The 26,461-nt window shown below is 60.5% G+C and carries 20 protein-coding genes; 3 read left to right on the forward strand and 17 right to left on the reverse strand.

Annotated features, from left to right (window positions below; genetic code table 11):
* Positions 1-4: 4 nt before the first annotated feature.
* From BRAO375_RS34405 to BRAO375_RS34460, 13 genes are all read right to left on the reverse strand, one after another.
* Positions 5-532, reverse strand: a complete 528-nt coding sequence (locus BRAO375_RS34405; RefSeq protein WP_009032035.1) for a ribbon-helix-helix domain-containing protein — start codon at positions 530-532, stop codon at positions 5-7.
* Between the two features lie 242 nt (positions 533-774).
* On the reverse strand, positions 775-2,751 hold the full coding sequence (locus BRAO375_RS34410; protein ID WP_009032036.1) for a cache domain-containing protein: 1,977 nt from the start codon (positions 2,749-2,751) through the stop codon (positions 775-777).
* Between the two features lie 114 nt (positions 2,752-2,865).
* Positions 2,866-3,348: a ribbon-helix-helix domain-containing protein gene (locus BRAO375_RS34415; protein WP_009032037.1), complete on the reverse strand. Its 483-nt coding sequence runs from the start codon at positions 3,346-3,348 to the stop codon at positions 2,866-2,868.
* A 10-nt stretch (positions 3,349-3,358) separates the two neighbouring features.
* Positions 3,359-5,347: a conjugal transfer protein TraG gene (locus tag BRAO375_RS34420; RefSeq protein ID WP_009032038.1), complete on the reverse strand. Its 1,989-nt coding sequence runs from the start codon at positions 5,345-5,347 to the stop codon at positions 3,359-3,361.
* A 19-nt stretch (positions 5,348-5,366) separates the two neighbouring features.
* Positions 5,367-7,127, reverse strand: coding sequence for a relaxase/mobilization nuclease domain-containing protein (locus tag BRAO375_RS34425; protein WP_009032039.1), 1,761 nt, complete (start codon positions 7,125-7,127; stop codon positions 5,367-5,369).
* Positions 7,128-7,669: 542 nt separating this feature from the next.
* Positions 7,670-8,755, reverse strand: coding sequence for an IS110 family RNA-guided transposase (locus BRAO375_RS34430; RefSeq protein WP_009032040.1), 1,086 nt, complete (start codon positions 8,753-8,755; stop codon positions 7,670-7,672).
* A gap of 757 nt (positions 8,756-9,512) precedes the next feature.
* Positions 9,513-10,028, reverse strand: a complete 516-nt coding sequence (locus tag BRAO375_RS34435; RefSeq protein WP_009032042.1) for a S26 family signal peptidase — start codon at positions 10,026-10,028, stop codon at positions 9,513-9,515.
* Positions 10,025-10,489, reverse strand: coding sequence for a DUF2840 domain-containing protein (locus tag BRAO375_RS34440; RefSeq protein WP_009032043.1), 465 nt, complete (start codon positions 10,487-10,489; stop codon positions 10,025-10,027). Before BRAO375_RS34440 ends, BRAO375_RS34435 begins: the two co-directional genes overlap by 4 nt.
* Before the next feature lie 292 nt (positions 10,490-10,781).
* Positions 10,782-11,663: a replication initiator protein A gene (locus BRAO375_RS34445; protein WP_009032044.1), complete on the reverse strand. Its 882-nt coding sequence runs from the start codon at positions 11,661-11,663 to the stop codon at positions 10,782-10,784.
* Positions 11,664-11,665: 2 nt separating this feature from the next.
* A complete protein-coding gene (locus BRAO375_RS34450) occupies positions 11,666-11,968 on the reverse strand; it encodes a helix-turn-helix transcriptional regulator (protein WP_009032045.1) in 303 nt (100 codons plus the stop codon).
* Positions 11,969-12,107: 139 nt separating this feature from the next.
* On the reverse strand, positions 12,108-12,638 hold the full coding sequence (locus BRAO375_RS34455) for a DUF2285 domain-containing protein (RefSeq protein ID WP_244423430.1): 531 nt from the start codon (positions 12,636-12,638) through the stop codon (positions 12,108-12,110).
* Between the two features lie 49 nt (positions 12,639-12,687).
* Complete coding sequence (locus BRAO375_RS38810) at positions 12,688-12,876, reverse strand: transcriptional regulator domain-containing protein (RefSeq protein ID WP_083842595.1); 189 nt, start codon at positions 12,874-12,876, stop codon at positions 12,688-12,690.
* A gap of 167 nt (positions 12,877-13,043) precedes the next feature.
* The gene (locus BRAO375_RS34460; RefSeq protein ID WP_009032047.1) at positions 13,044-13,322 is read right to left on the reverse strand and encodes a DNA -binding domain-containing protein; all 279 of its coding nucleotides are present in this window, start codon (positions 13,320-13,322) and stop codon (positions 13,044-13,046) included.
* Between the two features lie 174 nt (positions 13,323-13,496).
* Between BRAO375_RS34460 and BRAO375_RS34465 the strand changes: the two genes are divergently transcribed.
* The gene (locus BRAO375_RS34465) at positions 13,497-13,754 is read left to right on the forward strand and encodes a helix-turn-helix domain-containing protein (RefSeq protein WP_009032048.1); all 258 of its coding nucleotides are present in this window, start codon (positions 13,497-13,499) and stop codon (positions 13,752-13,754) included.
* Positions 13,755-14,476: 722 nt separating this feature from the next.
* On the opposite strand, the gene BRAO375_RS34470 is transcribed toward BRAO375_RS34465, so the two are convergent.
* The gene (locus BRAO375_RS34470) at positions 14,477-14,743 is read right to left on the reverse strand and encodes a hypothetical protein (protein WP_009032050.1); all 267 of its coding nucleotides are present in this window, start codon (positions 14,741-14,743) and stop codon (positions 14,477-14,479) included.
* A gap of 275 nt (positions 14,744-15,018) precedes the next feature.
* On the opposite strand from BRAO375_RS34470, the gene BRAO375_RS34475 reads away from it, so the two are divergent.
* Entirely contained in the window at positions 15,019-15,246 is a 228-nt protein-coding gene (locus BRAO375_RS34475; RefSeq protein ID WP_035643614.1) for a ferredoxin, read from the forward strand.
* 61 nt (positions 15,247-15,307) lie between these two features.
* A complete protein-coding gene (locus tag BRAO375_RS34480; RefSeq protein ID WP_009032051.1) occupies positions 15,308-16,525 on the forward strand; it encodes a cytochrome P450 in 1,218 nt (405 codons plus the stop codon).
* 26 nt (positions 16,526-16,551) lie between these two features.
* Here the strand turns inward: BRAO375_RS34480 and BRAO375_RS34485 are convergent, their stop codons facing one another.
* The 3 genes from BRAO375_RS34485 to BRAO375_RS34490 form a co-directional block, all read right to left on the reverse strand.
* Positions 16,552-17,766 carry an MFS transporter gene (locus BRAO375_RS34485; protein ID WP_009032052.1) on the reverse strand — a complete coding sequence of 405 codons (1,215 nt, stop codon included), beginning with the start codon at positions 17,764-17,766 and terminating at the stop codon, positions 16,552-16,554.
* Between the two features lie 104 nt (positions 17,767-17,870).
* Entirely contained in the window at positions 17,871-18,053 is a 183-nt protein-coding gene (locus tag BRAO375_RS36870) for an MbtH family protein (RefSeq protein WP_083842596.1), read from the reverse strand.
* A gap of 25 nt (positions 18,054-18,078) precedes the next feature.
* Complete coding sequence (locus BRAO375_RS34490; RefSeq protein WP_009032053.1) at positions 18,079-26,439, reverse strand: non-ribosomal peptide synthetase; 8,361 nt, start codon at positions 26,437-26,439, stop codon at positions 18,079-18,081.
* Positions 26,440-26,461 lie beyond the last annotated feature (22 nt).

Genomic DNA, 26,461 nt, shown 5'->3' on the forward strand with positions numbered 1-26,461 from the left:
GCGCTCAGCGGAGCGATCCCTCCGCAAGGCGAAAGGGATCCTCGCCGCCCTCCCCGGCGGCCGGCACGCCCCACGACACCTCGGTGATTGGCGCAGCGGTCCGCGCGCGACTCGCACCACGGGTCGGAGCTCCGAACGGCAAAGCCTGATCATCCTGCTCGGAAGAACGGCCCTCCGTTACACGCTCGCGAACCTCCCCTTCACCGCGTTCGGTGGCTGGAGCTTCTTCAAAACGCTTCGCCGAGGCCTGGGTCGTCCCGTCGCGCCCGAGCGACGTCAGAGCCAAGTGATAGCGGGCATGAAGACCAACAGTGTCGTTCAGCAGCTTCAGGTCCCGCTGAATGCCTTCGAGCCGCTGTTCCAAACCAGCAAGTCGATCGTCTGGCGGCGCTTCGGCATCCGCCGGCTCACGAAGGAAGCGCTCCAGCGCCCTCTCCACCAGGATCGCGCGGTTCACACATCGCTCGTCCGTCACGCTCTTCAGACGGTCGAGAATCTCGCTGGAGAGCTGCAGAGTGATCTTTTTCTTCATCGCTCGGACCCCATTTGGTCCGTCGATAGATCGCTTCCCGGTTCATCGCACGCGTACGCCACAGCATGTCGCGTTCTTGCGCAGGAAAAGAAACCCTGGCGTAGGCTGGCCAATAGGCCACGCACACCGACAAGCGCCTTCCGCAAGCGGCCAAGACCGCCCAGCTAGACACAGGGTGCGAAAGCCAGCCTCCACAAGCAAACCTGTGCTAGACCCTCACGGGCAGTCGCTCCCGACGAACTTCAAGCCGCCAACCGAGACATCAGGTGCTCAACTGTCGCTTTTTGATCGCCGGTATGCCTCCAGAGGATCACTGCCGATTGACCGTTCGTTCGCGCGATCGCTCCCTTCAGGTGCGAGCCTATCCCCTCGATCGCGAGCTCAAGCTGTCGATCAGTTGCTGGAAATGGCGCATCTGCCTGCTCGACCATGGCCCCACCAAGCGATAGGTCCCGCACGAGCACATTGATGATCTTGCCATCCGTCGTGATAACGCCCGGCCGGCCAATCTCCGCGCGGATTGAACGCCGCCTGTCTACGTCGCCCGTGGACGTCCGAATTACGCGAACCAGCGTCTCCCGCAAGAGATCGACCTTCTTGGCGATGTCGAGCGACCCATCTCTGATCTGAGAAGCGCGCCGGCCAGTTTCACTTGCCTCTCGGGACACTGAGGCAATTTGAGTGGCGACTTCCCGAGCGGCATGGGACGTCTCTTCGACGGTGCGCGAGATCTCCAGCGTCACGCCATCCTGCGCTTGAATAGCGTTTGCGATCGTCGAAGAGACAGCTTCGACGTTGCGGATCACCTCACTAATCGCTCCAATCGAGGCCACCGAAGCCTGTGTGGAGCTCTGGATTTCGCTGATCTGCTGGGCAATCTCACTCGTTGCACGGGCCGTTTGCTCGGCAAGCGACTTGACTTCGGAGGCCACAACGGCAAATCCCCGCCCGGCTTCCCCGGCTCGAGCGGCCTCAATGGTTGCGTTAAGAGCGAGAAGGTTGGTCTGGCCCGCGATCTCGTTGATGAGACTGGTGACCGCACCGACCTTGCTTGCAGCTTCCGATAGCTTTGCCACGGTGGTCTGGGCCTCTGCCGAAGCTGAGACAGCGCGAGCGGTGAGCTCTCGCGACGATTTCACCTGTGCTGCGATCTCCGAAATGGACGTTGCCAGCTGTGCAGATGCACGCGCAACGGTTTGCGTATTTGCCAGAGCTTGCTCGGCTGCGGCAGCTACACTGCTGCTGTTTTTACCAAGCGTGAGTGCGCTCTCGGTCATTGAAGACGCGTTGCCGGCCATCTCTTCCGTTCCGCCAGCGACTTCACCGACTGCTTTGTTGGTCTCACGCTCGACGGTCTCAGCCATGTCCCGCAAGGCATTTGCCTTCATACGGTCCATCGCCTGAAGTCGCTCGCTCTCCTCACGGGCAATTTCGTTCGCCCTCTCCATCGACTTGATCTTGAATTGCGCGATCGATCTCGCCATGTCGCCGAGCTCGTCCTTCCGCGCCAGACCCGGCAGCTGAATGTCAAAATCGCCGCTGGCAAGCCGGTCGAGCGCTGCTGTCATGCTCGCCAGCGCTTTTGAGGTTCGACGGGCAATCAAGAGCGTAATGCAGCCGACGATCACAATGACTCCAAGCGCTGCCCAAATCACTTCGCTCGCACTGTGCCAGACCTGAGCCTGCATATCGTCGATATAGACGCCCGTTCCGACGACCCATCCCCAGGGCTCGAAACCTGCGACATATGACAGTTTGGGCTGCGGCGCATCCTTGCCCGGCTTCGGCCATTGATAATCAACAAAACCAGCGCCTTGCCCCTTTACGACGGCAGCAAATTCCACAAAGAGACGCTTACCACTCGGATCCTTGTTCTCGCTGAGATCCTGGCCGTTGAGCTCCGGCTTGAGCGGATGCATGATCATGCGCGGTACCAGATCATTGATCCAGAAATAGTCGCCGCTGCCGTATCTCAGCTTTGCGAGGCGTTCGGCCGCGCGCTTCTGAGCATCGACCATCGGTGTGCCGCCGCCATTTGCCTTATCGTACTCGTCTCGGACGATGCTCAGCGCGTTCTGAACGAGATGCTGAAGCTCGCTCTGCCTCTGCTGCCGGAGAGAGGTCGACAGATTTAGCGCCTGAAACAGCGCCAGACCGAGAAGACCACAAAAACTCAGACCGATAATCGCGTAAATCCGAACGGACAGACTGATCCGCATGCACACACCAAAGCTGTATGGAAAAGGTTGCGGCGCCGGTGCCGATACCTGGAACGAACCTGATGCGAACAGCTTGCATAACTATTAAATGATGTAGCCGTTGAATTACGGGCATCATTCTTCCGGTGTTCTAAAGTTCCCCTGCTGGAACTCGCCGCCTTCTTTTCGCTGGCTGGATGACTCTCCCGTGGGCCTTCTTACGAAGTCCTCCGGGATATCCCGCAAAAAGCTTTGTCCCTTTTGCAACCGCCGGCCGAGCGCTTCGACGAAGCCCTCGAAGCGCTCACGCCCCTTGAGATTCGCAGCGGACTGCGCCTCATTCGGCAGAGGCGGCGTCACGGTCAGCCAGAAACGGACGAACAACGCGAGCGTCTCGGCAAGAATACCGACGTCGCGCTCCAGTCGCTGCATCTGCCGCGACAGGCGGTCGAGCCTGCGCGTGAAGGCCGCCTCTCGCCGGTCGGCTCCGTCGGGCGACAGGAACGAAAGCACGGCCGCTTCCACGATCGCCGACCGCGACAGCTTCTTACGATCGGCGAGTTCTGTAATCTGCTTCAGAAGCTCGGGCGGGAAGTAGACGTTCATGCGATCGCGCATCGAACGGAGCTCACAGGCCGAGATCGTCGCCAGGGTCGAGCGCGGCCTGGCGTGCGACACTCACCATTGCCGGATCGCGCCCATCGGGCCGCAGATGCAGTTGGTCATCGTCATCGAGCACGAGCGAGAACTCGTCAGCTGGGTCCGCTGGCACCGCTTCACTCGCAATCGCAACGTGCTCCGGTAGCTCCGGCTCGCGGCGCAAACCACCATTGGCCTGATCCTCGCTCGTCGGCAATCTCGCCTCCGACTTGGCCAGCACCGGCGCGATCGTTAACAGAGCTGACCAATCGTCTGCCCTCCGCAAAGTCTCGGATCGCGCCAGCTCCGGTGGCGGCATGATCCGCGAGACAAGCCGTGGGTCCTCGAAGTAGCGAACCTTCTTGGCCCGGATCGGCGGCGCGCCCGCGACCATGACAACCTCATCCGTCGGCGGCAGCTGCATCACCTCGCCCGGCGTCAGCAGCGCCCGCGGGGTTTCCTGGCGCGAGACCATGAGGTGGCCAAGCCAGGGCGCCAGCCGATGACCGGCATAGTTTTTCATGGCGCGCATTTCGGTCGCTGTGCCAAGCGCATCCGAGACACGCTTGGCGGTCCGCTCATCGTTGGTCGCGAAGCTGACCCGAACATGGCAATTGTCCAGGATCGCGTTGTTCGGCCCATAGGCCTTTTCGATCTGATTGAGCGACTGCGCGATCAGAAAGCTCTTGATCCCATAGCCGGCCATGAAGGCGAGCGCAGATTCGAAGAAGTCGAGCCGTCCGAGCGCCGGAAACTCGTCCAGCATCATCAGCACGCGATGCCGCCTCGCTCGCGCCTGCAGATCCTCGGTCAGGCGACGGCCGATCTGATTGAGCACGAGCCGGATGAGCGGCTTGGTGCGGGAGATGTCGGACGGCGGCACGACCAGGTACAGCGTGGCCGGCTCCTCGGCCGCGATCAGGTCAGCGATGCGCCAGTCGCAACGGCCGGTGACCTCTGCTACCACAGGATCGCGGTAGAGCCCGAGGAACGACATCGCGGTCGACAGCACGCCCGATCGCTCGTTCTCGGATTTGTTCAGGAGCTCGCGCGCGGTCGATGCGATCACGGGATGTGGTCCTGCCTCGCCGAGATGGGGCGTTGCCATCATCGCCATGAGCGTGGTCTCGATCGACCGCTTCGGATCGGACAAGAAGGCGGCGACCCCCGCCAAGGTCTTGTCTGCTTCCGCGTAGAGCACGTGCAGGATGGCCCCAACCAGCAGCGAGTGGCTGGTCTTTTCCCAATGGTTGCGCTTCTCGAGCGAACCTTCAGGATCCACCAGCACGTCCGCGACGTTCTGCACGTCACGCACTTCGAAGGCGCCGCGCCTGACTTCCAGCAAGGGATTGTAGGCGGAACCCCTTGGGTTGGTCGGATCGAACAGCAGCACCCGGCCGTACCGCGCGCGGAAGCCGGCCGTCAGCTGCCAGTTCTCGCCCTTGATGTCATGGACGATGGCTGATCCCGACCAGGTCAGAAGCGAGGGCACCACGAGACCCACACCCTTGCCGGAGCGGGTCGGCGCAAAGCACAGCACGTGTTCGGGTCCGTCGTGACGGAGATAGCGCGGCCCAAGCCGTCCCAGCACGACACCGTCATCACCGAGCAGCCCCGCCTTCTCGACCTCCACCGGCTCAGCCCAACGTGCAGAGCCGTAGGTCGCGACGATCCTCGCCTCGCGCGCCCGCCACAACGACATGCCGATGGCGGCAGCAACGGCCAGCAGGCTCCCCAGTGCCGCGATCGCCGCCCCCTCAGTGAACACCGCCGGCGCGTAAGCGTCATAGACGAACCACCACCAGAAGAACGCCGGCGGCCAATAGACCGGCCATCCCGCAAGGGTGAACCACGGCGGTCCTAATCGAGCCTGAAATGCAAGCCGCCACGCCGTCCATTCAGTCGCGCCCCAGACCGCGAGCAGGACGATCAACGAGACGGCAAGGACTTGGCCCCACAGGATCCTGGTTGCCGGCATGTACGCTCTCCCGATTGAACTAGAGACCGAGGTCGCGCTTGCGACCGAGCTGCCATTCGATGCCGCCGGCCTTGGCGAGGCCCGTGACGGACTTCCCGAGCCGCTGGTCCATCTCGCGCGACCACGGCACGAGGTGGAATCCGAGACCATTGTCGATCAGCGCGAAGCGTCCCGAGGCGAGCGCGAGCCGCTGACGGTAGGTCCCGGCAACCGGCGCGCCAAGCTCGACCGGCAGATGCGGGAGCTTGAGCTCGGCCAAAATCCTGGCCCCGACGGCCTCCAACTCCCGCTGCCGCAGCGTCTTCAAGAGATCCCGCTGGACGACGATCCGCTGGCCATCACGCCGGGCCAGTCCTTGGCCCACGAGATACTCGGCCCTGGCGCGGAGCGCGTCCCTTGTCTCGGCCCCAAAGCCGCCAGGGGCCAGCGGCATGGGCTCGCGCTCGACCAGCCGATGGTCGAGCCAAGTCGCGCCCTCGGCCCTCACCTGGTCGGCGAGGCCGAGATCGGACCGCGTTGCCAACACCAGCGTTGGTCGGACCTCGTCGCTTCCGCCGAAGCAGCGAACCTCAACGATGCCGCCGAACGGCGGCGCTTGTGCAAAGGCTTCGACCCCGCGGAAGCGGACGTGGTGCGCCCGGCCATCGACGCCATCGATCACGGCATAGGCTTCGCCGGTCAGTTCGTCATGCAGCCCGCGGTCGACCATCTGGCCAACAATGGGCGAGTCAGCCTGGGAATCATCGATAGCGAAATCCGGCATAGCCCGCTCTTCGCCGCGGGCAGCGAACGCCCGATGCATGGTCTTGATGATGTCGCCGCGCGTGCCTAGCTCACGCAGCCTCCGCTCGGCCCCGAGCTCGACCATCCACTCGTTCGGGCCGGCCGCAGTCGCGAGCCCGAGGCGTTCGAGATATTGCAGACGCCCGCGCATCAGCCCGACGACCTGCCGCTCCGGAAGACCGGGTGCGTCTTGACGAAGATCGATGGCGCCGACCTCGTCAGCCGCCATCCGAATCTCGCGGTCGAGCCGCGTCCAACGGTCGGCCGATATCTCTTGCTCCAACGCTCTCCGGATCTCGTGCTCCGGCTTCGGGCCGAGCTCCAGCGAAACCAGCTCCTCGGCGCGAGCGCGCAGGCCACGGCTGATGTAATCCCGGGACATCACGAGATCCGCGCCCGTCTCGTCGACGCCGCGGACGAGCACATGGATGTGTGGATTATCCGTGTTCCAATGGTCGACAGCGATCCACTCCAACCCTGTCGAGAGATCGGCCTCCATCTGCCGCATCAGATCGCGGGTGAAGGCCCTGAGGTCCACCATGTCGGCGGCGTCCTCCGGCGAGACAATGAAGCGGAAATGATGCCGGTCACCTTTGCCCCGCGTCTCGAACCCAGCCTCATCGGCCTGATCGCCAGCGGCATCGAACATCCGCGCCGGCTCGCCATCGCGCGTAACCCCGTCCCGTTTCAGGTAAGCGAGATGCGTCGCCAGCGGAGCTGACCGAAACGCGCGGCCCGTGTGTCTTGCGATGCGCGCCTTGACCGTAACCCGCCGAGCCGGGGCGAACAGCCGCTCGCGGCTGAAGCTGACCCGGCCTCGCCCGAATGTCGAATGAGCCCGTACCGCGTGGCGTCCATTCACTACTGACGACGGCGGCACGTGCCCCGCAGCGTTCGCCGCCCGCAGCACGCGATTGATGAAGCTCTTCGCCTTGGCGCTCCGCCCCTGACGAATACGCCCCGGTCGGATGCGGAACTCGCGCTCGCTCGTGGTCATGCGCGGCGCCCCGGGGCAGCCGGAAAAACGAAAGTGCCGAAAACACCATTGATTTCACTAATAAAAGTGCAGAGCGCGGCACGCGCTCCGACCGACCGGCACGGTTGAACACAAGCCATGTCAATGGCTTGGCGTTCAACCGGCGAGCCGCTTTTATCTTGCCGGAGTAATCGGGCGTCTCTCCGCCTTCTTCTTCGACATGACCGTCTCCTCTGCTTCATACTATACGGCTGCACCCGAGCGGTCGACAACATGACAATGGTTCGGCTTTCGTCGTGATCTTGCGGTGATGACATCTGGTGGTCCATGCAGGAGTCCGTGCTCAGCCCCGCTCGCCATGCGGGCGCACATGTCGTCGTCAGGATCGCGGGGCAACACAGGCACTCACGCGCGCTCGCAGCCTCGATCGGACTGTCGTCGCCGGCAAGATAGCGTGCTCTCCACATCCGCTTCGATCCACCAAATGCCTTTCCGCCGATCAGCGGAAACTCAGCCATTCTTCTGTTGTCGAGCTGTCTGCCAGACGGCGCTCGCCAGAGCTCTCACATTGCGGTGGCGAGCGCCGTCGGGTTGTTAAAAGTCGGTTCAGCGGCACTTTCATCTTCGGTTGCGAACCGGAACACGGATCCGTCGATCCACATGCGATGCATGACCACGGCCAGCTTGCGTGCAACGGCCACCACCGCGCGTTTGTGGCCTCGCTTCGCTGCGATCCGGACACCCCACGCCTTGATGCCGCACCATTGCTTGGATCGCACCAGCATCGCGCTAGCCGCCTCGTAGAGCACGGTACGCACCTCCCCGTCGCCGCACTTCGAAATGTGCCCTTCGATGTCGATAGATGTGCCCGTCTGGATGCGCCGGGACGTCAGTCCGAAATGCGCGCCGACGGTCTTCGACTTGCTGAACCTATGCGGATCATCGATGGCCGCCTTGAAGGTCAGTGCCGTCACCGGGCCGACGCCGGGAATGGCACAAAAACGTCGGCAGAGCTCGTCGCGGCCCACCATCTGCACCAGCAGATGATGCAGCTTTTTGTACTCGGTCCACAGTGCTTCCCACGCTCTCAACATGCAGTCTGTCACGCCGGCGATAAGCCGGTCGCAAGCGACCAACTCGTGCACTCGCGCTACAAATGTCGCGCGCTGGACCCGCGGTCCGACCATCAATCCGAACACCTTCAGCGACTGTCTGATCTCGTTCTCTATGTCGAGCAGTTTGCGCTTCAGCGTTCGCCGGTGTCCCAGCAGAAGCCGTATTTTGTGACTCTCCTGACTCTTGACATGGACCGGTCGATACCAACCCGCACGCACCAGGTGCGCCAATCCTCGCGCGTCATTTTTGTCAGTCTTGTTGCGCTGGGCTTCCAGGGCAGCCGCGGCCTGCCGCGTTTCCAGCAGGACCATGGGCAAGCCAAGAGACACGAGCTCACGGTGCAGCCAAGGCGCTACACTTCCCGCTTCATGGCCGACCTTGTCGAGCCGTGGCAGGTACGGTGCCAACGCTTCGAAAATGATCGCAGGATCCGTCAACACGCTGGCTTCGAACACGACTGCGCCGTCGCGGCTGTTCACGACGCAGATTGCGGTCTTGGTGCTGGAGGTGTCGAGTGCTGCTGAGAGTTTCATCGGCGGACGTCCTCTTCGGCGAATCAATTTTGATTCCCCGCCATGCTGCGCCTTTGTTGCCGCGACTGTCTCACCTCGCACCCGCCCGATTACGCCGCCACTGAAACGTCGTCCGATTCCGGCTTGCTCTCTACGGACCTATCAGTTCGCGTGTTCGGGCGTCTCGTCGTACTCCAGACGGGTCTAGAGAAGAAACGGCGATCCCGAGACAAGCCGAGAACGTGGGCGGCCGCCATCGCTCGCGGTGCGCGACAGGACGGCAGGTTGGCGGCAGCGACGAAGTCGAGCTGATCGGCATCAGAAATGTCGCAGCGGGAGTCGCCATCAAGCGCTTGGTGGACAAGAGATCGCCCACTAAGTGTCTTCGCAATCGGCCGAATTCGCTGCAACGATGGAGCCCGGAGGTGAGCAAACCTCCATCGTTCGACATGCGATCCAGCGTCATCCACACGAGAACAATAGGCGCCGACCATACGAATACGATCGTTCGGCCGACTAGCCGTTTCGTCGTCCAATTCGGCGCAAGACAAATGCCCGGAGTGCAAGGCATCCGCGCCTCGAGGGTTGGATTGCCCGACCCTGCATTCGACCGCGAACCGACATTCGCTGCTATCCGACGCGCCCGACGCGAGGCTGGAGCAGGCGTTGGCACTAGTGCTAACACTGGTACTAGCAGCACTGCTAAGAGCCCGAAAGCCGCCGCGGTTCTGCTGCCGGTCAGACGGTTTCATTGCAAGTCGGCTGCAGATCGAGCGCATCATGACGGCTCCCTGGTCCACAAGGGAGCGGCGCGTCCGATGACATCCGACATCGCCGTCAAACCAAAATATCGGCCGTCCAACGAGCTGTCCGACTGCCAGTTCATGAGGAAAATCTGCTCGTCGCCGACGGCGCGACATCCCTGCCAATCCGGCAGCGGACGACCACGGTGATCGTTCGATCGCGCGGCGCCAACTTCTACGCCATCCACGATGATCAGGAGTTCGCGGCGACAGACGGTTTGGCCGGGAAGGGCAAGGATCCGCTTGAGCATCGGCAGGCCGACCGGCAAGTAGCCGCCGGCGGCGAGGAACGACGCCAGCTGCGCTTGAGGCCTCACGACCACCAGCTCGGTGACGTACCAGTCTCTGATCGGATGCACGGCATAGAGCCCGATAGGCAAGCTTTCCGAGGCATTCCAGACGAAGCGCGGCCGCGGATCGAGCGCGCTCGGTCCGAGCAAAAGCGCGACACCGAAGAGCGTCGCCACGACGAGGGACGAGCGCCGTCTCATGGCATGATGCTCCGGCGATGCAGCCAGGCCCGGTGTCGCAGCAGCGTGTATGGCCGCGGCGGCTCGTTGGCCGTGAAGCGGTTCTGAACGTGCCGCCAATGATCCGGTGCGACATCCGCTGGGTCGATGCCGAGCGCCTCGATCGCATCGATGTGCTGCAGCACGCGTTCGACCTTCGGCCAGCCAAACACTTGCAGCAGAATAGCTGCCCCAGGGCCGACGAAGGGCACGGTGGCGCAGGATTCCCCAGGGTAGACAGCCTGCAGAATGTCGATCCGCGACAGCACCGTGCCGTAGTCATTCGACGACCAGCGGACGAACGCAAACACGCTGCCGGGCGTGAATGAGACGACGAGACGGAAGTGATCGAGCCGCAACTCTTGCACGGTTCGACCGAAGCGGATGCGGTTCTCGATTCTACCCTGCAGCCATAGCAGCTGGACGCGCGTCAGCTCGCTCATCTGATCATCTCTCGTTTGGACAGGATTGGGAGGCGCTGGAGGGCCCGGCACGAGCGCACAGAAGGCTGCTCGAGCACCCTTGAGGATCGCCCACGCAAAGGCGGCGGGCGTCCAACGGTGCGGCGCTGACGGTGCCCGTTAGACAAAATCCGAAGGATTTTGCAGTTAGGTAAGTTAAGGGACCGAAAAGCTGAACTGACAGAGCGGGTTAAGACCGATTTCGGTCCCCGATAGCACGAGGATCCGGTCCCCGATGGCACGAGCCTTCCGGTCCCCGATAGCACGAGACAATTCACAGCTTGTCCCCTACAGCGCTGGATGAGGAATGCCTGGCAAAGCGCCGAGCGACAGGGTCCGTGACTGCGGCCGTGAAATTCAGCCGCTCGGTTCCGTTCGGATCGCGGGTGAGTACGAGCTCGTAGCCCGGCAATGTCTGACGGCGGACGATTTCGCGCAGGTCGTAGGCAAAATGTTTGAGCGGTGAGAGGCTGCCGGACTTGGCGTGGAGATAGCCGAGATCGAAGCTCCAGCCGCCGTCCTGATGACCGCCATGCTTGCGCACGAGACGATAAAGCCAGCGCTCCAATCCGCCCGTCAGCGCGAAATAATCGCGGTCGATCGTCAGCACGAGCGCATCATCGATGACGCCCGAATAGAACCAATCCGGCAGGATCAGCTGCAGTCCGGAGGGCTTGCCATGCGCATCCGCGGTCTCCTTCCACTCGTTGATCCAGGAGAACCGGTGCCGCCGCCGCTCTGTCGGCTGGCGGATCGAGGTCAGCACGGTGGTCGATTGCAGACGGTCGAGACCTGCTTTCAGACGGTCGTAATCGCGCACGCCCGTGCCACGCCCAACGAACGTCAGGATCTCATACGGCGTGGCCGCCATCAGGCGCGACGTCTTCAGTCCGGCGTCACGCGCTTCGACGATCTGCGACGCTGCCCAGATCAGAACATCCGCATCCCAGATCGTCGCCATGCCATGCTCGGGAACAGCCTCGACACGGATCGCGACGGTCCCGGCGCGGAAGTCGATCGGCACCACACGCTTGGTTTTGGCGAGCGAGAAGAACGGATAGGCCATCAGATCCTGCGCATCGCGTGGCGCAAGATCGCCAGGCAGCGCACGGAACAGATCGAGCTGGGCGCGCTCGGATTTGCGCAAATGACGCATGCTCACGCGCGCAAAGCCCGCTGCGCGCGGCGCTCTTTGCCTGCATAGGGAACCAGACCGGAATGCCGCTTGGCCGGCAAAACCGTCCCCTGCCCTGGATCGGCGGTCGACGTTTTCGTGCCGCGGTCGACCCACGCTTTGAGGTCGTCGAGCGAATAGACCACGCGGCCGCCGATCTTGCGATAGGTCGGGCCAGTGCCGTAGGTCCGGTGCTTCTCGAGCGTGCGGCCGGACAGGCCGAGATAACGCGCAGCCTCGGGTGTACGAAGAAAGCGAGGCGGAAGACCGGCCAAAGAATCGGACATCTGGCAACCTCCAGGACAGACCTGCGCGCTTCCTCGTAGTGCAGCGCGTTGCCGGCCAGCATGGAGGCGTAGGCCAGTGAAGGGGGAGGCCGCAGATCGAGGTGGCCGTTTCCGGCCACCTCCCCTCGAATGCGAGAATCTATTCGTCTTTGCGCGGCGGCCGCAGGAGTTGCCGATATCCCCCGCGGATCAAGGACAGGCCGTCCTCAACCAAACGTCGGGTTTGGCTGCGCACTTCGCTCGTTTTCCAAGCGCGCGCGGGAATGCGCGCTGCGCCGAACAACACTTCTGCAATAGTTCGATGACTATGACCCTGCTGCCAACCGTCGAGCGCGCGCAAGATCAGCACCAGGCGCGTGCGTCGTTGCTCCGTCAAGCCGTCAGAGGCGGGTCCAAGCGGCTGCGCACGCAGGGCACGCCAGAGACGGTCGGCAGCCTCGTTGCGCATCTTGAAGTCGCGGTCATACGGCAGCAGCGCCGCGTAGGACACCGCGCTCAACGGCTTCCTGCGAAGCCACACGCGGTGCTGGCTTGCGCCGATTCGAGCGACGACATGCCAGCCGTCTGTCGCTCGGCGCAGTTGATCCGGCGCGAACGACGGCAGCTTTACGATCGGCGCGACGACCGGCATATGCTTGCCGATCTCGACGAGCGCCAGAACAGTCGACAACTCCTCAGGCGCCCAGAACACAGGCTGGGCATCGAAAGGCAGCGCGGGATCAGCTGCGAAATATCAACCCCCAATGCTTCCGGAAGCTGGCAGGCGCACTGCGATCAGGATGCGCGATCGCCGAGAATTGCGTACAATAGTTCGGTGATCGGCGAACACTCTCCCAAGCAAAGCCTGGGCGGTCCGCGCGATGAATGTTCGCGTAGGCCTTGGGTGCGCGCCAATCGAATTCCGACATCGTGCTGTCCTCATCAGGTTAGGACTGCAACGCAATAGGCCAATGATGGCGCCATTTAAGATTGTTGAAGAGATTCTCGACTCGCGCAGGTACATGGATGCGGACTGCGGCCACAACCAACTACACGATTGCTTGAGGCAATCGAGTTCCGCCCTGGTTGCACAACTTCAGGTCTCTGGAGGACTACGTAGGAAGCCTTTGTAGCCTTCCTCCGAGAGCCACTTTGCACGCGCCAGATGGCTGTCGAACGCGCGGCGCGCACGTTCGGGTTCGCAGACCGGATCAATGTGCAGAACGATCTGGGCGACCTCTTCCCAATCCGCGCCGGCCTTCTCCGCGTCGAGCAGGCGGAGATAAGTGACGAGGTGTTCCTCATCATAGCGCGTCAGGACGGGATCGGACGGAGCCACGTCAGCGACATCGGGATCGAGCGGGGGAAAGGACATCGGTCAGAAACCCACAAAGGCAAACACAACTCTCATTCTTGGCCGGCAGCAGAAGGAGCAGCTCTACATCCGATGGGGATCGAGCACCATTAGTCAACGCAATCAATCGCTTGGTGCCGATTTGTAGAAAATACTCCGTGGTGAAATACTCGACAAGCCTGTGCTGTCTTGGAGATGAACATCCGAGACGTCCTGGCCGCCAACTTGAAGCGCCTGCGCCGAACCAAAGGCATTTCGCAGGAGGAGCTCGCCCACCGCGCCGACATCGATCGGACCTATATCAGCATGGTCGAGAGAAGCCGCAATGCCGCTTCGATCGACGTGCTCGCCGCACTCGCGGCGGGCCTCGGCGTCGAGCCGGCAGACCTGTTGAAGCCGACGCCGCCGGCAGTGGATCTCAACAAGAAGGGGCGACGTATAAAGAACCGATAATGCCAAAGCTTGCTCAAAATTTGGCATCGACCGGGGAGTGTTTGTCGATCACGCAAGCGGGCGCACACCCAGTCGCCGCAGCTTAAATAGCTTGAATCAATGAAAGCATAACCGCCCTGACGCGCCGCCGAGATCCGCAAGCCCCGAACGAGACTTGGCGCATCATCTTTCGCGAGCGCCCGATCGGAATTCTTAAAAGGCTTGGGACGTCTTCGTCGCCCGCTGCTCCGATCCGATTTCGATGTTGAGCGCCACGGCGAAACTTGGACCAAACGGAAAATAAGGGATGCGCGACGCCGATTGCCGCCATCCGACCCAAAGCTCCACCAGCCAGTCCCAGTGCAGATCCTGACTTGCAGTCTCTACTCGATGACCAAGAATGCCTGGGCTAACTGACGCCTATCGGCGTGCCCCACGGCCGATGCCCCCGGCGCGACCGCAGCTAACCTAAGTTTCGGTCGACCGAAGGCCAATTCGGTGCATCGTTCGCGAACAGGCCCGTCAAACTCAACAGATCCATGTGGCTGGTCGAATCGTTCCGACTAAAACTGCTCTGCATCAAACAGAATCAGTCGTATGACGCCCTTCACATGCTCCTCGCCAGCATAGCAGATGCAGGCATCAATCAATCATGCGCTATCCACCGGCAACAACGTTCGAGCATGAAATCATATCTGCGCCTCACGCAACACTCCACTCATTCCGCCTCCTCCACAGCCAACTTACTTTGTAGCTCCGTTAGGGCCGACCTCAACCTGATCTGCAAAAGACTTCACAAGCTTCAAGATCATCTCCCACTCGTTCCTTGGAACAGTCGGAATAAAGGGCTCCAGACGGTCTGCCTCTGACAAAAACTTGGAGAGCAAATCTCGGGATCCCTCGCGCTCTAGAACGCCGACCAGCAAGCCCATCAACGCAACCAGGATGACCTGCTTCTGAGATAGCAATTTCAGCTCGGCCTCGATCTGCGTATTGTTCAACGGTTCCATACGAGCCTTTTTCTACTTAGGATAGCTTGGCGGGACTGTTTAACACATCCGACAACCGGGGATCTCGTCGCGTGGCGAAGCCGGATGAGAATGCGCCCCAAGGATCTCCCACGTGACCCAAGAACATACCATGTTCAAGCGTCCATCTCTTCGTACTCCGAAACCGATTTCGTGCGCCATTTTCCACAGCAATTGCGTTCGGAGATGAGAGATCTTTGATCAGTCCTTCGTGCTCGTCAAATATATTGAATTCTCATGAATCAGGCGAGAAAATTATGATCAATCCAACATCAGCGTCGGGCCGCCTCCGGGTCAGAATTGACCATGCAAAATGTCAGGGCCACGCACGATGCAACTCTTTGGCGAGCATGCTGTTCGAGCTAGACCAATTCGGCAACGCTCATGAAATTGGCGACGGCATCGTTCCTCCAGAGCTTGAGGCCAAAGCTCGGCTAGCCCAGCTCAACTGTCCCGAGGGTGCCATCCTGATCATCCCGACGTAACTCCGCCCGAACTCCTACTTCACCAACATGGTTTGGTCTCAAACTACAAGGAATGCGCAGAATGTCCGGAACGTCTGATCGTTCGCCCCACCATCCTCCCGTGACCGATTGGATCAATGACTTCGATCATACGGATTACGCTTGGACCAAAGACCCTTATCCGATCTGGGCTCTCATGCGCGCTGCAGCTCCCATCGTTCACACCGATCGGTTTCTTGGTTGCTATATGCCGACAACCTATGAAGCCGTTCGCGAGATCGCATATGATACGGACCATTTCTCATCGCGCCGAATTCTGGTTCAAGATGAACGTCCAGAAATCAAACATCCCGCGCCGCCTATCACCACCGATCCTCCCGAACACAAGGCTGCGAAACAACCGCTTCTTGCACCTTTCGCGCCCGCAGCCGTCAAGGCTCTCGAGCCTCGCGTTCGCAACATATGCAACGAATTGATCGATGGCTTCATCGCGAAGGGCGAATGCGACGCCGCCATCCAGTTCTCCAAGTATGTCTCCGTCCGCACGATCGCCCATATGATGGGCATTCCCGAGGAGGATGGCGAGCTATTCATCAAGTGGATTCACGAATTCCTCGTCCTCGGCATCACTGACCGCGCCTCATTGATGCGCGCGTTCTTCGAAATGAACGACTACTTTTCGGGACAGATTGAAGAGCGGCGTCTGCGTAAATCCGACGATCTGATCTCAACCCTCATGACCACGACTGGAGAGGATGGCTCCCTCCTCAATGATAGTCATATCCTGGGCACACTCCGGCTTATCCTTGTTGCAGGCATCGATACCACCTGGAGCGCAATCGGAGCCGCTTTGTGGCATCTCGCGCAAACGCCGTCGGATCGTGAGCGATTGGTTGCCGAGCCCCAGCTGATGAGCAGTGCGGTCGAGGAATTCCTGCGCGCGTATGCACCGGTCACAATGGCAAGGGAAGTGGTCAAGGAGACGATTGTCGCCGGTTGCCCCATGAAACCGGGCAACATGGTTCTGTTGTCCTTTCCAGCCGCAAACCGTGACCCGTCAGTGTTTCCCGATGCCGACAAAGTCATAATCGACCGAACGGAAAATCGGCACGTCGCATTTGGTCTCGGCATCCACCGATGTATTGGATCCCATCTTGCACGCATGGAAATTGCCATTGCTCTCGAAGAATGGCTCAAGCGTATCCCGAATTTCTCCCTGGTCCCGGGCGAAGCTGTTCTCTGGTCCGAAGGTACGGTACGCGGGCCGCGACGACTCCGGCTCCGCTTTGGTAGAGCATAGTCTTCCGAGCCAGATCTCGCGTGGCGTCAACTCGTGCTAAGTTGTTGCTCTCCCCTCGAAGGGGCCGGCGCGTAAACCACCATTACGATCGCTAGTAGCGGCAGACTCGAACATGTTGCAAATACCGGACCGTATGATGCACTGAAATCGTGCAGCGCACCTAGCATTCCCGGCATCAAAGCCGATGCGAATTGCGCTGCTGACATCAGGAGGCCCAGCGCTTTGCCGAATGAGGCCGCAGGAAACTCACGCTGCAGGATGAGAGTCGGCAAAGTCATCACATTACCGGCGGCAATCCCAAGGAGGCAGCTCGCGACGTAAAGCATGATCGGGTAGCTAGGAAACCAGATCAGCATCGCAGTCGATGCAGATTGAAACGCAAAGATGACAGCGCTTGCCCTGCGTGGAGGTAACCGATCGATGTTCGCGCCGAGAAAGATGCGCCCGAGCAATGCTGCCACTGCGACACAGGCTACTGAGGCAGAGGCCCGTTCCGTTCCGACGAGAGGGACGAGATAGTCGACTTGGTAGACCAGTACGCCAACCTGAGCCGCCAAGACCAGAGAGAACGGCGCAGCGATCGACCAGAACCTGGTGTCGAGCAAGAGCCTCGAGCCGCTGACAGGCGCAACAGCGGCTGCTTGCTGTGCTGGAACCGCCCACTTCAGTCCCCACCATGTCAAAGGCAACAAGACCAAAACGAGCCCGGCGACAGTCTGCAAAACCGCTTGCTCGAAGCCCTGAAGCTGGGCGAGCAGCAGTAACCCAGGCGCAACGGTGAATCCCCCGACACTTATTCCGCTGAGCGCAAGGCTGAGCGCAAATCCGCGCTGCCGGGTGAATCGCTCCGCCAGCGCAATCGAAATCGCAGTTGCGCTGGCAGCCGCTGACCCCACTCCTACGACGATGGAGGCCATATAGAGGTGCCAAGGTTCACCCGAGCGGCTGATCGCGACCGAACCGAGTCCGACCAGACCGACGCCGCTCGTCAACACCACCCGTGAACCGAAGCGGCGCACAGCTCCCGAAACCCAGGGCAGAAGGAGGGCGGCGCAAAGAAACGAAAGCGTCGTCGCGCCACCGATCAGACTGGGGGACCAATGGCGCGAGACCTGCAACTGATTCAGAAACACAGCCTGACCGTAGGAGGTGAAACCTCGAACGAATAAGGCGACGCCAAAGCACGCAAGGACAGAGCCCCACGCATTGCGCATTTCGGTTTCATTGAACGCCTTGAACATGGAGACGAATCCGCAGTTTAGGACGTCGAGCCAGACCACCCGATCAAATTAAATGAGCGCCGGCCGCGCGCCGTGATTCGTGCGGCACGACGCAATCGGCCGACTCACGCAGCACCGACGTCGGTCCAATTCGCATCGATCCAGCGCAAACACTCTTCGCGGTCCCCTTGGGGCCCGACCATCTCCCAACCCGCGGGGACTTTGATATGTCTCGGCCACAATGAATGCTGTCCCTGAGCATTGACCAACACGCAGAAGCTTGCCTTCGGATCATCGAACGGGTTCATGCTTGCCTCCCATACTGATATCGCTTCATTCGGCGGGCTCAAAAAGCAGTCCGAATTCGGCCGCTAGACTCCGCCCGATCATCGAGAGCGGCCCCGGATCGCACATTTGATCATGCGTCGCATCGATGTCTCTCAGGCAGATCGGCCTCTTGCAATAGGGCTGCCAGAGGTCGGCCATGACAGGCGGAACGCCCGATGCTTCCGCCTTCTTCGCAGCGGCGAAAAGAACCGTCCTGCCTCCGAACTGAGGTATGGCAGCGGCCCGCTTCGCCACCCGAATATTCGCGCGGAACGCATCGACCAAACGGCCGATCATCTCGGTCTCCAATCCACTCAGCGGATGGTTCGCACGTCTCAGAGCCGCGATGCAGTCCGCCGGCGTCAGCTCCCGGCCTGTGGCACACAGATGCAAGCCAATCGAGGTCATCCAGTGGTGTAACAATTCCGGTTCTGCGTCGGCATGTTCCGCAGACACCATACCGGGAGGATAGCTGTCGAGCATCGTGAGTAGCGCGACCTCTTGTCCGCTTGCCTCAAGTTCACAAGCCAAGCGGTGCGCGATCATGCCGCCAAATGACCAACCCAGCAGATGATAGGGCCCGGTCGGCTGCAGCTCGATCAAATCCTCCATGCAGCGTAAGATCACATCGTCGAGCGAGCGGGGCAGCAAGCTCGGTTCCAAAGCAGCGGCCGTCTGCAAACCATAGATCGAGATGTCCTCCGGAAGATGCTTGGAAAGCCCAAGATAGGGCCAGCAGAGTCCCGCCACAGGATGAACGCAGATCAGGGACCTCGCACGCGCGCTCTGACGGATCACCAGCCTCCGTCCCAGCACTATCGCGTGGGAGACTCTCTCAGATTGCGGAGAGCCCGCGTTTTCGTCCAAGGTCGCCGCAAGCTCAATTATCTTTGGCTTCTCGAACACGGTCCAGACCGGCAGGTCGATGCCTAGCCGTTCCCTGATCAGGGCGGTCAGTCGCATCGCGAGCAGAGAGTGTCCACCCAATTCAAAGAAGCTCTTGTTGACGTCGACCTGTTCCAAATCGAGGATCTCGGCAAACAAAGTGACGAGCAGCCTCTCATTCTCGGTAGACACATGAGGTGGTTCGTGCTCGGCGAATGATTGGTACGCCAATCGCGAATGATCGAGCTTTCCATTCGCGCTCAGTGGTAGATCGTCTACGAGGACGATGACGGAGGGAACCATGTAGCTTGGCAGGGCTTCGCTCAACGCTTGTCGCAATCTTCCGGTGTCCACCGACAGCCCCATGCTTGGGACGACATAGCTGATGAGCCGTCCGCCGCCCGGCGTGTCCTTCGCGAGCACGGTCCTTGCGGCGCGGACCTGCTCATGGCGACGCAAGACTGCATCAATCTCGCCGAGTTCAATGCGGAAGCCGCGCAGCTTCACCTGGTCATCGGTTCGCCCAACAAACAGAAGCGCGCCATCGCTCCGCCAGCGAACCAGATCTCCTGTGCGATACATGCGCGTCCCTGGGGAGCCAAAGGGGCACGCCACGAACCGCATTGCTGTCCATCCCGGCTGGCGGAGATAGCCAGCCGCGACCCCGCTGCCAGCGATGTAAAGCTCACCGATCACTCCCGTTGGCACCAGCTGCAGGTTTCGATCGAGAACATAGATCCGCGTGTTATCGATCGGCACGCCAATGGGCGGATCTGCGACATCTGCCGCCGTCAACCAATGCGCTGTCGAGAATATCGTTATCTCTGTCGGTCCATAGAGATTCATCAGCCCGCGCGAGAACTGGAAGAGTTCCCGTGCCACATCCGAGGGCAACGCTTCTCCACCTGACATGACGCAGAGCTGCCGCAGGAACGTTCTGTGGCCAGTTGCCAACATCGTCTGCCAAAGGGTCGGCGTGCCATGCATGTGCGTGACCTCAAATCGCTCGATCTCCTGCACGAGGCGAAGCGGGTCGACCACGACCTTTTGGGAGGCCATGATAAGCCGCGCACCAGAAATCAGCGGCAACACAAGTTCCAGCACGGATGCGTCGAATCCAATAGAAGTCGAAGCAAGAACCCGGTGATGCGAGCAATATGCGATTATCCTCGTGGCGGCCGCAAGGAGGTTCAACAGACCACGTCGCCGGACAACAACACCCTTGGGCCGTCCGGTCGACCCCGACGTATAAATGATATATGCGGGCCGATCGTGTTCGGAGGCGTGATTTACGAGACCAACGTTGGCGGTTGGCTTGTCGGCGAGCGCCCGCATCGTCTCCGGGGAGTCATAGATCAGCTTCCAGCCGCCTGGCACCGCACGATCGAGAGAGCCAACGTTGCGTGAGCTGCATATCGTCAATCGCGGCAGCACATCGCTATGAATCAATCCGATCCTATCATTCGGAAGCCCGAGATCGATCGGGACATAGGCAGCATCAACCTTGAAAACAGCCAGCAAAGCAATGATCAGGGCACAGGAGCGTGGAAGCGCAACAGCTATTGCATCCCCCGGCGCAACGCCGAGCTCAATAAGATGGACGGCCAATTGGTTTGCACGAGCGTTGAGTTCATCATAAGTGAGGCACTCTGCTTCGTCCTGAACTGCAATCGCACCGGCGTTGCGAACGACCTGCTCCTCAAAGAGAGCTCGTAGCGATGTTTCAGCGACGGCATTTCTTGTATCATTCCAAAGCGAGAGGAGACGCTCGCGTTCGTCCTTCTCCATGATCTCCAGGACCGCAACCGCCAGATCCGGCGCCTCCAATGCGCTTGCCAGAAGCTCTTTGAAGCAGTTACCGAGCCGCACGACGGTCGAGCGGTCGAACAAATCCGACCGATACTCGAGACGAATTCGAACGCCACCGGCCTCCGAATCGGAGCGATCACTTTCGGTCACATCGAAGGCGAGGTCGAACCTCACAAGCTCTGGCTCAAACCTTTCCCACTTGACCGAAGCACCCGAGAAGTTCGGCGGCGGCGATTGACGCGGCTGCATGTTGAGCATGACCTGAAAGATCGGGTGTACAGCCAGCGACCGTGGCGGATTAATTGTCTCGACGATCCGGTCAAACGGCAGATCCTGATTCTCATAATTCTTAAGCGCAACATCCCTGGTATGCGCCAGAAGCGATGAAAAGCTGACTTGGCCACCTGTGTCGATCCGAAACGGCAACGTGTTTACGAAGCATCCGATGAGCTCATCCAGAACGATCTCGCCTCGTCCCGAGACTGGACTGCCGATGACGATATCGTCTCCGCACCCGATCCGGGTCAGGAACGCCGATATCGCTGCGAGCAGGACCATAAATAGACTTGCATCGTTTGCATGCGCTAGCTCGCGCATTTTTCGATGAACATCAGAGTCAAGATGAAGAATGACCGCATCGCCGGCATAGCTTACTGTTCTCGATCGAGGCCGATCGAAGGGAAGTTCGATTTGCGTTGGGGCTCCCGCGAGCGCCTTTCTCCAGTACGCAACCTGATCAGCAATGTCGGCCTCTCCCAGCCGGCGACGCTGCCAGAGCGCAAAATCAGCGTATTGAACGGGCAGCGGCGCCCAACGCGGTTCTCTTCCCAGAACCCGAGCCGCATACGCTGCCGAGAGATCGTCCACCAACCTCGCTCGTGACCAGCCATCCGCAGCCGTGTGATGGACCACCAGATGAACGACCCAGCTCTCGGCGCCAAGATGCAACACCGCGGTACGCAAAGGCAGCTCTTTCGCCAGATCGAACCTGTACCGCGAAAGATCGGCGAGCATGGGCGCAAGCTCCGCCTCGGCCGCGTCCAACCTGACGACCTCCAGGCGAGCCGCCGCCCACTCGACTGAAGCGATCACCTGCCTCGGATCGCCTTCCATCGTATGAAGAAGTGTTCGGAGGCTCTCGTGCCGATTCACGACGTCAAGCAGCGCGGTGCTGAGTGCGGCAACGTCAAGGGCTCCCGTCACCCTGAAGGCCAGCGGAATGTTGTAAGCCCGGATTGCCTCCAGGTCTTGACACAGAAATGCAAGACTTTCCTGGGTCGACGCCATTGGAAGCAGGTGCGGGCGCTCCCCAGCAGACAACCTCCTTCCCTGGACGCTTCTGGCATGTCCGAGGTGAAGAGCCAACTGCGCCACGGTCGGCATGTCGAACAGCTGACGACCGGGAACCTTCCTCCCGAGAACAGCCTGTATGCGGCCGGCAACTCGGGTGGCACCAAGCGAGTCTCCCCCAAGCTTGAAGAAATCGTCGTGAATGCCAATCCGCTCGGTGGCGAGCACCGACTCGAATATCCCGCACAGTGCGCGCTCAACGCTGGTCCGCGGCGGATGATATGATTGGGATCGCGCCAGGTCCGGCCGCGGCAGCATTTGTCTATCGAGTTTTCCGTTCGCCGTGAGTGGCCACGCGGCAACTTGGACGATAAACGAGGGAACCATGTAAGAGGGGAGCGACCGGACGAGCGCCTCTCTCAGGCGAGAAATCAACTCACCAGCATCCTCCTTCAATCTCGGCTGGTTACCACGGCGATGATCGATTTCCGTCAGCCCCGCAGAGTCCCCGTCCTGAAACCGCCACTCCGGACTGAAGATGCCGTCATAGCCCTCGTCGGCTTCCAACCGAATCCATTCGAACGGAACATTCAGCTCAGTTGCGAGGTCATGGATCCGCGATAGCTGTTCACCGAACGGCTCTGCCGATTTTCGATGGACCGCCGCGACGTCGAGCTGCTGTTCACCTCCCTCGAACAACATCCGACCTGCCGCGATCGCGCCCGCGCAACGCCTGTCTCTCACTCCCTTCAAACCGATCGGTGCATTCGGGTTTAGAGCAATCGCGCGCCGAACGTGCGACTCCCAGTCTTCGGTTGGGGACCAAGCTATCCAGGTTTGAGGGTCTGCGATGGATCTCTTCCGGCCGACATGCAGGATCGCGTCGAATCGAAAGCGACTGATCTCGTTTGCGTAGTCTCCCGGCTTAGGCGCGATCGTAGCGCTTCCAACTTTCGGCCACGAGCTTGCCAGATCGTGGAACAGAGCGGGATGGAGTACGAGCTCCCTCTCATTGGCAAGACCGGCCTGCACCCGCGATTTCAAGACTGCAACAGAAGAGCTCGGCGCCGACTTAAACAGCTCCACGGAAGCATGATAGGCCCTGAGCGACGTGAGATTGCGCACATCTCCGACGAAGATTGATCCGCCCGCGGATACGACACGAACCGCCTGCGCGAGAACTCTTATAAAGTAGTCCAGATTCGGAAAATACTGCGCGACCGAGTTCAATATGACGACGTCGACGCTGTCGTCGGACATAAAGTCGAGCTCGTGCGCGGCGTTGTGCCGAAGCTCAACATGATCGAGCCCGCCTTGCTTCTCCATATAGCCTCGAAGTGTTGCGAGAGGCTGCGCCGCAAAGTCCAGGCCAACATACGACTCAACATGGGGCGCCAATCGCCTCAGCAGCGCACCCGCCCCGCATCCGATCTCAAGAACCCTCCTCGGCCGCAGCGCTTTTACGCATGCCTCCGTTTCGTCGAGCCAAACCTTCATCTCCTCTCGCGGAAACGGAGCGCCCTGATAGCTGTCGCGCCAAACGATCTCGTCCATGGCCTCCAGGGACGTTGGCGCAAGACCATACGCAGCATCATAGCTGCCCATCCAGCCCGCGAGATCGGGCTGATCTTGTCCGCGGCTTACGCCGTTCTGCGCCAGAACGTAGGCGACGAGCCGCTGCTCGCCCGCACGTTCCTGCATCATAACAAGCGCCTCTTGCACCTGCGGGTCTGCCGTGAGGATCGCCTCGATTTCAGCCGGCTCTACGCGGTGACCACGGATCTTAATCTGGTGGTCGGAGCGCCCGCAAAATCGCAGGGCTCCGCTTGCATCCCAATAGGCAAGATCTCCCGTCCGGTACATTCGGCTCCCTGGCGCACCGTACGGGTCAGCAACGAAGCGCTCGGCGGTCAGACCAAAGCGGTTTAGATAGCCTCGCGCGAGCGTGGGCCCGGCGATGTACAGGTCGCCAACAACTCCGACCGGGGATATCTGGAGAGTCGAGTCGAGCACATACGTCCGGACGCCTGCAAGTGGAGTTCCCAGAGAAACCACTTCACTCGCTAAACCTGCGGCATCACTGCGCAGCACTTCCCGTGCAGTTGCCCAAATGGTCGTCTCCGTCGGCCCGTATAGATTCCAGACGCTCGATGTGCTCGACACCAGGAGATTCGCCAGTTCGACCGAGAGCGCCTCGCCTCCCGTCAGAACACGAACGCCGCTGAGGGCCTGCCTGTCTTCTGCGACCAAGAGCTTCCACAGGCTGGGCGTTGCCTGCATGGAAGTCACGCCAGATCTTCGAATGATCGCTTTCAGCGCGTTGGGGTCGGCAACGTCACTTTCCTCAGCGACCACAACCCTGGCACCATTAAGGAGGGGCAGCAGCAGCTCCAAAATGGAGATATCGAACGACACGGTGGTCGTTGCGAGATGACAATCGTCTGGCGAGAACGGAATTTGCAGCGAGATCGCGTGGAAGAAAGAAGCCAAAGCGCCCCTCTCGACAACCACTCCCTTGGGGCGCCCCGTCGAACCCGACGTAAACATCACATAGGCGGGATGCTGAAGCGAACTCGCAGATCGCGTCTTTGAAGTGCCGAGCTTCTTCGGCGCTTCAACATTGCGGGGAGCGTCACCTATGCCGACATCGAGGTATTCGACTGCGGCTTCCATGGCGACGGCCCGGAATGCATCCGACGCAGAGATCAATGCAGCCGGCCTCGCGTCATCCAGGATCTGACGCACTCGGTGAGACGGCGTATCCGGATTGAGAGGAAGAAACGCCGCGCCGACCTTGAGCACGCCTAGGATCGCGCTGAGCACGCTTGAACGCTCCACGGCGACCGCAACGACATCATGGGGACCCACCCCCATTTCCATCAAAGTAACGGCTATTCGGTTCGCTTCGGCATCAAGCTCTGCGAACGAGAGGACGCGGTTCGAATAGGACACCGCCTGACAATGCGGCGCCTTCTCGACTTGCGCCTCGAACAACGTGACTACGTCATCGGGCGCGCTCAGGGGACACGACGCGCCGATGGCCAGCAGCTCTCTCTGTTCCTCCTCCCCCACAATCACGAGCTCGCAAATCTTCTTGTCGAGCGACTCGACCGTCAGCTGCGACATCACTGTCGTCCATCGAGCGAAATGACTTTCTAGCGCGGCGGCATCGTAGTTACTCGGATTTCCGTTGAGCGTGACTCGGATGTCTCCTCGCGCCAAACCGGTATATACCCAGATCTCCAGGTCGTTGACCGGCCCCGTCGATAGCATGCACTCGTGGCCCCGGACGTCACCGAATTCAACGTCATAATCGAAGGGCATGACGTTGACGAACGTTCCACAAAGACTGACGGTGTCAACATTGGCACGAGCCGCATTTCGCAGCTCCTCCCCCCTGTATCTTTGGTGTCGCAACAGCTCCCGCGATCGCAGGGCTACCGACCTTAGAAGACTCCCTACGGTGTCGTCGGGGCTGATCTCCAAGCGCAGTGGTAGAACATTGGACATATTCCCAAATGCCCGCCGGGCCCGGTCCCCGATGCGGCCGGTGACGACCGAGTCGATTGCGACATCGCGGCGGCCGGACAATCTATGGATATAGGCAGCTACGGACGCAAACATCACCTGCGCGATAGTGGTTTTCGCTGCAGCGGCCGTCTGCCTGAGCGTCTCTGCGAGATCCTGAGGAAGACGATCAGTGTATCGGAGATAGCTCGCCGTGCGACCAGGAGCACGACCCGACAACGTCGGGGGAGCCTCCCAGCCCTCCATTCGTCGGGTCCAGTAATCACGATCACGTTGATAACCCGCTGAGGCGCGGTAGTGGAGTTCGAGGTCGAGCGTTTCAAACCACGTCGGCCTGTCCTCCGCAGCTGCTTTTCTGCCAGCGATAAGCGCGGAGTAGATGCGAGCAACTCGTTGAGACAGGATAAGTGCGCTGACCCCATCACCGACGATATGGTGCACACGCACGTAGTATAGAAAGCGCCTTTCCTCGACTTTAAGCAAGGCGAAGTTGTAGTAGGGCCAGCGACCGAGATCGCTCGCTCCTGTCATGTCTCGCCGCATCCAAGCTTCGGCGGCCGAAACGGGCTCAGCTTCTGCCGACAGATCGATAAACGGCATACTCCAGGCTACCCGCGGTTCACAGAATTGCCGCGGGCCTTCGGGGCTGTCTACGATCCGGATGTTCAGGGCATCCATCTCGGAAATCGCTGTCGAGACGGCAAGCTCCATAAGTCGGCGATCGACATGTTCCTCAATGTCGAAGTAATGGGCTTGCGGATACAAGCAGCCCGTCGGATCGAGCTGTAACGCTGTCCAGATTCCCAGTTGCGCGCCCGATAGCTCGCGCAGAATAGAATCGTTCGATTGTTGCATGGCCGCCTGCTCCGCCCTCCGA

The sequence above is a fragment of the Bradyrhizobium sp. ORS 375 genome (genome assembly GCF_000239775.1).
GTDB lineage: Bacteria > Pseudomonadota > Alphaproteobacteria > Rhizobiales > Xanthobacteraceae > Bradyrhizobium.